This is a genomic window from Pseudomonas sp. C2B4, assembly GCF_013359695.1.
Taxonomy (GTDB): Bacteria; Pseudomonadota; Gammaproteobacteria; order Pseudomonadales; family Pseudomonadaceae; genus Aquipseudomonas.
On the sequence record NZ_JABFMU010000105.1, the window covers coordinates 1 to 9,012 of the forward strand.

Here is a 9,012-nt window from a genome sequence, read left to right on the forward strand (position 1 = left end):
GCGGTGGATCAGTCAACATTGATGTCGCATGACACATTGCATTCGCGAGCAGGCTCGCTCCCACAGGGGGATTGCGTTTGACTCCCTTACCCAAATCACTCGGGTTTATCCGGTGCCGCCTTCCTGGCTGCGGTACTTGTTGTTATTGCAGTGTGTTGTTGTCGTGAGGGACGGGCGCGCAAAGGCACGCCCGCCTGGCTCACGGGGGCAGTAAATGGATGTTCAGGGCTTTAAGTCAGCGCGAGTTACGCAGCGCCGCCCGTTGCCGGCACGCTTCGCCGAACGCCTGGAAAATGCTCAGGTAAGGCGGGTTGTCCAGCACCTGCCATTCCGGGTGCCATTGCACGCCGAGGGCGAAGGCCTTGCTGTTCTGCACCGACACCGCTTCGATCAAGCCATCGGGCGCGACCGCTTCGGCGCGCAGGCCGGGAGCGAGTCGGTCGATGCCCTGGCTGTGAATCGAATTGACCTGGAACACCGGAGGCAGATCCAGCGCCTGGAATACACCACCGGGCTGCACGTTCACCGCGTGAGCGGGGGCGTATTGCACGGCCAGGTCCGGATGGTTGGCTTCGCGGTGATCGAGGAAGCCGGGGAGTTCATGGACTTTCTGATGCAGGCTGCCACCGAACGCCACGTTCATCTCCTGAAAACCACGGCAGATGCCAAGCACCGGCACGCCGGCGGCGATGGCCGCGCGAATCAGGGGAAGGGTGGTGCGATCCCGCTGGGGATCATGTTCGGTGCCGGGAGCGCTGTCGGGGCCTTGATAGTGGAAGGGTTCCACATTCGAGGGCGAGCCGGTCAGCAACAGACCATCGAGCTGCGGCAGCAGGTCATCGATTTCGGTCAGTTCAGCCAGGGAAGGAATGACGACGGGCAGCCCCAGCGCCGCGACGCTGACAGCACGCAAGTACTTGTCGCCGCTGACATGGTAGGGGTGCAGGCCAATCTGTTTGACGCACGCAGTAACGCCGATCAATGGCTTGAATGCCATTTTTATTCACCTCGAAGTTTGACACTTGAACGAGCTTTTCCGGAGCTTAGCCTCGTTGATTTTAATTAACAACTCCCATGTCAAAAATTCTAAACGCCGTACGTCAAATCTTCAGGGTTTACGCGTGTTTGGCAGCAGTTATGGCACTTTAGTGCCTTTGAGAGGCCCGAAAATAAACGCTGAAAGGCAGAGTGTTCGCTATTGACTTCACTTTGCCTTTCGGATTGACTGGCTACGTGAAAGGGCGGTGAACATAATAATTAACAGTAAAAAATAGGTGCATCATGTCGGTCCCCTCGCGTGCCGTTCAACTCAACGAAGCAAACGCATTCCTTAAGAAACATCCTGAGGTTTTGTACGTCGACCTTCTGATTGCGGATATGAACGGTGTGGTGCGCGGCAAGCGCATCGAGCGCACCAGTCTCCACAAGGTTTACGAAAAGGGCATTAACCTGCCGGCCTCGCTCTTTGCGCTGGACATCAACGGTTCCACGGTGGAAAGCACCGGCCTGGGTCTGGACATCGGCGACTCCGACCGGATCTGCTACCCAATCCCCGGCACCCTGAGCATCGAGCCCTGGCAGAAGCGCCCGACCGCGCAACTGCTGATGACCATGCACGAGCTGGAAGGCGAGCCGTTCTTCGCTGACCCGCGTGAGGTACTGGCCAATATCGTGCGCAAATTCGACGATCTGGGCCTGACCATCTGTGCTGCGTTCGAACTGGAGTTCTACCTGATCGACCAGGACAACGTGAACGGTCGTCCGCAATCGCCACGTTCGCCGGTTTCCGGCAAGCGTCCGATGTCGACACAGGTCTACCTGATCGACGACCTCGACGAATACGTCGACTGCCTGCAAGACATCCTCGAAGGCGCGAAAGAGCAGGGCATCCCGGCTGACGCCATCGTCAAGGAAAGCGCCCCGGCGCAATTCGAAGTCAACCTGCACCACGTGGCCGATCCTATAAAGGCCTGCGACTACGCGGTCCTGCTCAAGCGTCTGGTGAAGAACATCGCCTACGACCACGAGATGGACACCACCTTCATGGCCAAGCCTTACCCGGGCCAGGCGGGTAACGGTCTGCACGTGCACATTTCGATTCTCGACAAAGAAGGCAACAACATCTTTGCCAGCGAGGATCCCGAGCAGAACGCCGCGCTGCGTCACGCGATCGGCGGTGTGCTCGAGACCCTGCCGGCGCAGATGGCGTTCCTTTGCCCGAACGTCAACTCCTACCGTCGTTTCGGCGCTCAGTTCTACGTGCCGAACTCGCCAAGCTGGGGTATCGACAACCGTACCGTTGCAGTCCGCGTGCCGACCGGTTCGCCGGATGCCGTGCGCATCGAGCACCGTGTCGCCGGTGCCGACGCCAACCCGTACCTGCTGCTGGCTTCGGTCCTGGCCGGTGTGCACCACGGTCTGACCAATCAGATCGAACCGGGCGCCCCGGTGGAAGGCAACAGCTACGAGCAGAACGAGCAAAGCCTGCCGAACAACCTGCGCGACGCACTGCGCGAGCTGGACGACAGCGAAGTCATGGCCAAGTACATCGACCCGATGTACATCGACGTGTTCGTGGCGTGCAAGGAAAGCGAACTGGCCGAGTTCGAAAACTCCATCTCGGACCTTGAGTACAACTGGTACTTGCATACCGTTTGATGGGTTAAGTGGTGTACGCATTCCCTGCGTACACCACCAATCAATTGTGGGAGCGAGCCTGCTCGCGAAAGCGGTGGATCAGCCAACACTGATATCGCCTGATGCACCGCATTCGCGAGCAGGCTCGCTCCCACAGTGGATCGCATTTTCAAGGTTTTACTTGGTTGGCGTTAAATCCGACAGCCACCTATTCCCCTGCGTCGAGTCACTACCATGACAATCACCCGCAGCGACTGGGAACAACGCTTCCAGTCCCTCAACATCGAAAGCCGTGCCTTCATTGACGGTCAATATTGCGCGGCCGCCAGCGGCGCCACGTTCGAATGCGTCAGCCCCGTGGACGGTCGCTTCCTGGCCAACGTCGCCAGCACCGACGAAGCCGATGCCAACGCCGCGGTCGCCGTGGCGCGCCGTACCTTCGAATCCGGCGTCTGGGCCAACCTTGCCCCGGTCGAGCGCAAACGTATCCTGATCCGCTTCGCCGATCTGATCCTGGCCAACCGGGAAGAACTGGCGCTGCTGGAAACCCTGGACATGGGCAAGCCCATCAGCGACTCGATGAACGTCGACATCCCGGCGACCGCCAACGCGATCCGCTGGACCGCCGAAGCCATCGACAAAATCTACGACGAAGTCGCCGCCACGCCCCGCGATCAGCTGGGTCTGGTCACGCGCGAGCCGGCCGGGGTGGTCGCGGCCATCGTGCCGTGGAACTTCCCGCTGATCATGGCCAGCTGGAAATTCGCCCCGGCCCTGGCGGCGGGTAACTCGTTCATCCTCAAGCCTTCGGAAAAGTCGCCGCTGACCGCGATCCGCATCGCGCAGCTGGCTCTGGATGCCGGCATTCCAAAAGGCGTGTTCAACGTTCTGCCTGGCTACGGTCACACCGTCGGCAAGGCCCTGGCGTTGCACATGGACGTCGATGTGCTGGCCTTTACCGGCTCGACGGCGGTGGCCAAGCAACTGCTGGTCTACGCCGGGCAAAGCAACATGAAACGCGTCTGGCTGGAAGCCGGTGGCAAGAGCCCGCACGTGGTATTCGCGGACGCGCCGGACCTGCGTGTGGCCGCCCAGGCGGCGGCCAGCGGCATCGCCTTCAACCAGGGCGAAGTCTGCACCGCCGGCTCGCGTCTGCTGGTCGAACGTTCGATTCGCGACCAGTTCATCCCGCTGCTGGTGGAAGCCTTGCAAGCGTGGAAACCGGGGCACGCGCTGGATCCAGCAACCACCGTCGGTGCGGTCGTCGACCAGCGTCAACTGGACAACGTGTTGCGTTACATCGACATCGGCAAGGAGCAGGGCGCCGAGCTGATCGCTGGCGGTCAGCGCACCCTCGAAGAGACTGGCGGGCTGTACGTGGAACCGGCGATTTTCGACGGCGTGACCAACGCCATGACCATCGCCCGCGAAGAAATCTTCGGCCCGGTGCTGTCGCTGATCACCTTCGACACCGCTGAAGAAGCCCTGGCCATTGCCAACGACAGCATCTTCGGTCTGGCGGCAGGCGTGTGGACCAGCAACCTGAGCAAGGCCCACACCTTCGCCCGTGGCTTGCGTGCCGGCAGCGTCTGGGTCAACCAGTACGACGGCGGCGACATGACCGCGCCGTTCGGTGGCTTCAAGCAATCGGGTAATGGTCGCGACAAGTCGCTGCATGCGTTCGACAAGTACACCGAACTCAAAGCGACCTGGATCAAGCTCTAAATAACAATAAAAGCGGCGGCCGCCGGTTGTGCCGGCGGCCATCGGAGAATCTTATGAAACATGTAAACAGCTACTACGCCGCCACCCGCAACTTCACCGGCGACTTCCCGGTGCTCGAAGAACTGGTGGAATGCGACGTCTGCGTGATCGGCGCCGGCTACACCGGCCTGTCCTCGGCACTGTTCCTCGCCGAGGCGGGCTACAGCGTCACCGTGCTCGAAGCGGCAAAAGTCGGCTTCGGCGCCAGCGGTCGCAATGGCGGTCAACTGGTCAACTCCTACAGCCGCGACGTCGATGTCATCGAAGAGCGCTACGGCGACAAGACTGCCGAAGTGCTCGGCAGCATGATTTTCGAAGGCGCCGACATCATCCGTCAGCGCATACAGCACTACGACATCCAGTGCGATTACCGTCCGGGCGGCATCTTTGCCGCGCTGAACAAGAAACAGTTCAAGGGCCTGGCCGAGCAGAAGAAAAGCTGGGAGCGCTACGGCAACAAGAACCTGACCCTGCTCAGCGAGTCGGACATCAAGCGCGAAGTGGGTTGCGAAAACTACGTCGGCGGCCTGCTGGACATGCAAGGCGGCCACATTCACCCGCTGAACATGGCACTGGGCGAAGCCTCGGCCATCATCGGCCTGGGCGGCAAGATCTTCGAACAATCGGCGGCGGTGGAAATCACCTACGGCGAACCGATCACCGTGCGCACCGCCAAAGGCGTGGTACGGGCCAAGTACCTGCTGATCGCCGGTAACGCCTACCTGCCGCAGGGCCTGGACAATCGTGTGACCAGCAAGAGCATGCCTTGCGGATCGCAGATCGTCGTCACCGAGCCGTTGACGGAGCAACAGGCCAAGAGCCTGATCACCAACAACTACTGCGTCGAAGACTGCAACTACCTGCTCGACTACTTCCGCCTGACCGCCGACAACCGCCTGCTCTACGGCGGCGGCGTGGTCTACGGCGCCCGTGAACCGGACGATATCGAGCAGTTGATTCGCCCGAAAATCCTCAAGACCTTCCCGCAACTGAAGGACGTGAAGATCGACTACCGCTGGACCGGCAACTTCCTGCTGACCATGTCGCGCATGCCGCAATTCGGTCGTATCGAGAAAAACGCCTACTACATGCAGGGCTACAGCGGCCACGGCGTCACCTGTTCGCACCTGGCTGGCAAACTGATCTCGGAAATGATCCGCGGCGACGCCGAGCGTTTCGACGCCTTCGCCTCCCTGCCACACATGCCGATGATCGGCGGGCGCACGTTCTCCGCGCCGCTCACCGCCATGGGCGCCGTGTACTACTCGTTGCGCGACCGTTTCGGTATCTAAGCTTTACCTCGCCGGCGGCTGCCCCAAAAGGTGTCGCCGGCTTTTTTATTGCTACCAACGCTGCTTTCCCCTGTGGGAGCGAGCCTGCTCGCGAAGAGGCCATTTCAGCCAACATTGATGTCGCCTGGCACACCGCCTTCGCGAGCAGGCCCGCTCCCACAGTTGGTGCAGTATCAGGACAGAAGAAAGTTTTTTTCTGCCGTTTATCGAACCTGCTGAGCAACACCAACAAACGTGATTTAATAGCCGCCTTTCACGTTTCCGGGACCGGAAAACGGCGTGATCCGCGCCTGCTCTCCACCCCCATTACCCTTAAGTACCAAGCACATAAGGCTGTCATGGACACGGGCTCACGACTCAAATTAGTACGCGAAAGCTACAAACTGTCCCAGCGCGAGCTGGCCCGCCGTAGCGGCGTCACCAATGCCACCATCTCGCTGATCGAACAGAATCGCGTCAGCCCCTCGGTCAGTTCCCTGAAAAAACTGCTCGAAGGCATCCCCATGTCCCTGGCGGACTTCTTCACCTTCGACCAGCCCCCGCGCGAACACCAATACGTCTTTCGTGCCAACGAACAACCCGACCTCGGTCGCCACGGCCTGCGCCTGTTGCTGATCGGCGCCTCCGTCCCGAGCCGGCAGATGCGCCTGCTGCGCGAGCAATACGCGCCGGGTGCCAGTTCCGGGGAAGAACCCATCGTGCACTCCGAAGGCGAGGAGTGCGGGCTGGTGACGCGGGGCACAGTCGAGCTCACCGTTGATGGGCAGACCAGTGTGTTGAATGCCGGTGATGGCTATTACTTCCCGACGACCCTGCCGCATCGGTTTCGCAACATTGGCCAGGATGAAGCGGAGATTATCAGCGCGAATACGCCGGCGAACTTCTGACGGGGGAAAGTGGCCTGGGAGGCCGATTGACTTTCAAGGAGTGAACATGACATTGACTGCCGAAGCGTTGGCCAGGATTGCTATGAGCAACCCGTTAAACGCGCAGATCGCTTCACGCCTGCCATCCCTCGGCCTGGATCAATGCATGCTCACTGCCGGCTGCCTATTCCAGGCCGTGTGGAATCACCAGTCGGATCTGCCTCCAGACTGGGGCATCAAGGACTATGACGTTTTTTACTTCGATACGGATCTGTCCTGGGAAGCCGAGAATGAAGTCATTCATTCGGCTCGACAGCTGTTCCAGGACCTTGAAGTGAATGTCGAGATCAAGAATCAGGCCCGTGTGCACCTTTGGTACGGTCAGCGTTTCGGCAAACCTTACCCTGCGCTTCAGTCCGCCAGGGACGGGATTGACCGTTACCTGGTGGCGGGTACCTGTATCGGCCTGGACGTTGAAACGGGCGAAGTCTATGCGCCGAATGGCCTGAATGACACGGAACAGGGCATTCTTCGTATCAACCCGAAAAATCCCCAACCGGACCTTTTCGATCAGAAAGCGAAAAGCTACCAGGCTCGCTGGCCCTGGCTCAGGATCCTGGCGCCATAAAGCTGCGAATCGCCGCAATGGTCTGGGTCGGCGCTTCTTCCATCAGCCAATGTCCAGCCCCGGGGATCACCACTTCCGTGACCTTGTCCGCGGCATTGCGCATCACGATCGCTTCATTGCTTCCAAAGGATTTCTCTCCACCGACCGCCAGCACCGGCATCTTCAACCGCGTCGCCATCGACGCCTGGTTGTCCACTTCATCCTGTCGAATGCTGCGGAACTGGGCGAACGCTGCATGCATGTTGCCGGGGCGGGCATAAAGCTTGGCGTAGTGCTGACGGATCTCTTCATCCACCTTGGCGGGATCGCCCGCGAACTCATCCCAGAATCGGTCCAGGTACATGCGTTCGCGCCCGGCGACCAACCGTTCCATGTCCGGCCCGCCAAAGTCGAAGTGCCACAGCATCGGCGAGCGCACGATCTCGTTCCATGGCGGGATACCCGGCACGGGGGCGTCCATCACCACCAGGCGATCGGTACGTTCGGGATAACGCGAGGCATAGGCGAAGGCGACCATGGTGCCGATGTCGTGGCCGATGACCACCGAATGATCGATTTTCAAGGCCGCCAGCACCCCCCGAATGTCGCCGGCCTGGGTCTTCTTGTCATAACCGCTGGCGGGGATCGACGACAAACCCATCCCGCGCAGGTCCGGCACCACCACCGTGTGGTCCCGCGCCAGATCGGCGGCCAGTGGCGCCCACATGTCGCCGGTATCTCCGAACCCGTGCAAAAGCACCACGGCGGGGCCTTTTCCGCCGATGCGCACGTGCAGAGTGACGCCCTCGACCGGGATCTCCTGAATGCGAAAGGAGGGAGGGAAGGGCGTCACCGCGGCGTGTGCCGGAAGGCTTAAGGCAAACAGCGTCATTGCAGTCAGCAGGAAGCGGATCATGGCGATATCCAGGTGTGTGGAAAGAGCGGATGCGCCTGAAAGTGGAGGGCTTTCTGGCCGGCATTGAATCTTGATGGGGGGAGCGTAGACCGCTGTGGCCATCGGGGAGGAACTAACGTCCTCCACAACGTCTAAATTTCACAGGAACACTCCCATGTTGAAGGAACGAATCATGTCTGGATCCCGCTCGTTGATTGCAGTTGTTACATGCCTGGCGCTGGTCACCGCCTCGGCGACGGCATTGGCTGATCCCGGTAATGGAAAGGGCCAGGGCAACGCCAAGGGAAACCCGCAAAATGCCCAGGACCACGGCAATCAGGGTGGTCATGGAAACAAAGGCAAAAAGTCCGGGGGCGGCGATTGGGATCATGACCCAAGCATCAATCACGCCAGCGTGCTCGGGATCGTCGGCGATTATCGCGACTACTGGAGTCCCGGCCCTGCCTTGCCTCCCGGCATTCAAAAGAACCTCGCCCGAGGCAAGCCGTTGCCGCCGGGGATTGCGAAAAAACTCGATGGTCGGTTGATTGGCAGACTGCCGCATTATGAAGGGTACGAATGGCAGCAAGTGGGCACGGATTTGATTCTGGTCGCGCTGGCGACCGGACTGATCTATGAAGTGCTCAATGGGGCGTTTGATTGACGTTTGACCGGCACAAATGCGATTCGTATCACACATGCGAATCGCTTGCGGTGACGGGGCTCTCCGTCCGTCGCGAGGCCTTGAACTGTCCGGGTTTTAGTGCGTCATACACCACGCGAAATCAACCCTACGGAAGCAATCATGCTTTTAAACAAAAAGAGTCTCGCCGCTGTCCTGTCCTGCGCCATGATGCTCGCAGCCGCCCCGTTATTGCCTGCTGACCTTTCCATCATCAGTTCCGCACACGCCAAAGAAGGTGGTGGTGGTGGTGGTGGTGGTGGTGGTGG

Annotated in this window: 8 protein-coding genes; 6 read left to right on the forward strand and 2 right to left on the reverse strand. The window is 60.1% G+C overall.

Annotated elements, in window-relative coordinates:
• Positions 1 to 235 precede the first annotated feature (235 nt).
• The gene (locus tag HNQ83_RS30390) at positions 236 to 997 is read right to left on the reverse strand and encodes a gamma-glutamyl-gamma-aminobutyrate hydrolase family protein (RefSeq protein ID WP_175392533.1); all 762 of its coding nucleotides are present in this window, start codon (positions 995 to 997) and stop codon (positions 236 to 238) included.
• 284 nt (positions 998 to 1,281) lie between these two features.
• On the opposite strand from HNQ83_RS30390, the gene HNQ83_RS30395 reads away from it, so the two are divergent.
• The 5 genes from HNQ83_RS30395 (at position 1,282) to HNQ83_RS30415 (ending at position 7,187) form a co-directional block, all read left to right on the forward strand.
• The gene (locus HNQ83_RS30395) at positions 1,282 to 2,658 is read left to right on the forward strand and encodes a glutamine synthetase family protein (RefSeq protein ID WP_175392534.1); all 1,377 of its coding nucleotides are present in this window, start codon (positions 1,282 to 1,284) and stop codon (positions 2,656 to 2,658) included.
• Between the two features lie 213 nt (positions 2,659 to 2,871).
• On the forward strand, positions 2,872 to 4,362 hold the full coding sequence (locus HNQ83_RS30400; RefSeq protein ID WP_175392535.1) for an aldehyde dehydrogenase: 1,491 nt from the start codon (positions 2,872 to 2,874) through the stop codon (positions 4,360 to 4,362).
• Between the two features lie 53 nt (positions 4,363 to 4,415).
• Positions 4,416 to 5,693, forward strand: a complete 1,278-nt coding sequence (locus HNQ83_RS30405) for an FAD-binding oxidoreductase (protein WP_175392536.1) — start codon at positions 4,416 to 4,418, stop codon at positions 5,691 to 5,693.
• Between the two features lie 338 nt (positions 5,694 to 6,031).
• On the forward strand, positions 6,032 to 6,580 hold the full coding sequence (locus HNQ83_RS30410) for a cupin domain-containing protein (RefSeq protein ID WP_175392537.1): 549 nt from the start codon (positions 6,032 to 6,034) through the stop codon (positions 6,578 to 6,580).
• Positions 6,581 to 6,626: 46 nt separating this feature from the next.
• Positions 6,627 to 7,187 (forward strand): nucleotidyltransferase family protein, encoded by a 561-nt coding sequence (locus tag HNQ83_RS30415; RefSeq protein ID WP_175392538.1) that lies wholly within the window; start codon positions 6,627 to 6,629, stop codon positions 7,185 to 7,187.
• Here the strand turns inward: HNQ83_RS30415 and HNQ83_RS30420 are convergent.
• Positions 7,168 to 8,082 (reverse strand): alpha/beta fold hydrolase, encoded by a 915-nt coding sequence (locus tag HNQ83_RS30420; RefSeq protein ID WP_175392539.1) that lies wholly within the window; start codon positions 8,080 to 8,082, stop codon positions 7,168 to 7,170. The two genes, HNQ83_RS30415 and HNQ83_RS30420, sit on opposite strands and share 20 nt — an antisense overlap.
• A gap of 172 nt (positions 8,083 to 8,254) precedes the next feature.
• Here HNQ83_RS30420 and HNQ83_RS30425 point away from each other — a divergent pair, with 172 nt between their 5' ends.
• Positions 8,255 to 8,725 carry an anti-virulence regulator CigR family protein gene (locus HNQ83_RS30425; protein ID WP_175392540.1) on the forward strand — a complete coding sequence of 157 codons (471 nt, stop codon included), beginning with the start codon at positions 8,255 to 8,257 and terminating at the stop codon, positions 8,723 to 8,725.
• The last annotated feature ends 287 nt before the right edge of the window (positions 8,726 to 9,012 follow it).

Coding starts and splice junctions, on each gene's coding strand:
- HNQ83_RS30415 (WP_175392538.1), top strand. CDS start 6,627: ATGACATTGACTGCCGAAGCGTTGGCCAGGATTGCTATGAGCAACCCG.
- HNQ83_RS30395 (WP_175392534.1), top strand. CDS start 1,282: ATGTCGGTCCCCTCGCGTGCCGTTCAACTCAACGAAGCAAACGCATTC.
- HNQ83_RS30400 (WP_175392535.1), top strand. CDS start 2,872: ATGACAATCACCCGCAGCGACTGGGAACAACGCTTCCAGTCCCTCAAC.
- HNQ83_RS30390 (WP_175392533.1), bottom strand. CDS start 997: ATGGCATTCAAGCCATTGATCGGCGTTACTGCGTGCGTCAAACAGATT.
- HNQ83_RS30405 (WP_175392536.1), top strand. CDS start 4,416: ATGAAACATGTAAACAGCTACTACGCCGCCACCCGCAACTTCACCGGC.
- HNQ83_RS30425 (WP_175392540.1), top strand. CDS start 8,255: ATGTCTGGATCCCGCTCGTTGATTGCAGTTGTTACATGCCTGGCGCTG.
- HNQ83_RS30410 (WP_175392537.1), top strand. CDS start 6,032: ATGGACACGGGCTCACGACTCAAATTAGTACGCGAAAGCTACAAACTG.
- HNQ83_RS30420 (WP_175392539.1), bottom strand. CDS start 8,082: ATGATCCGCTTCCTGCTGACTGCAATGACGCTGTTTGCCTTAAGCCTT.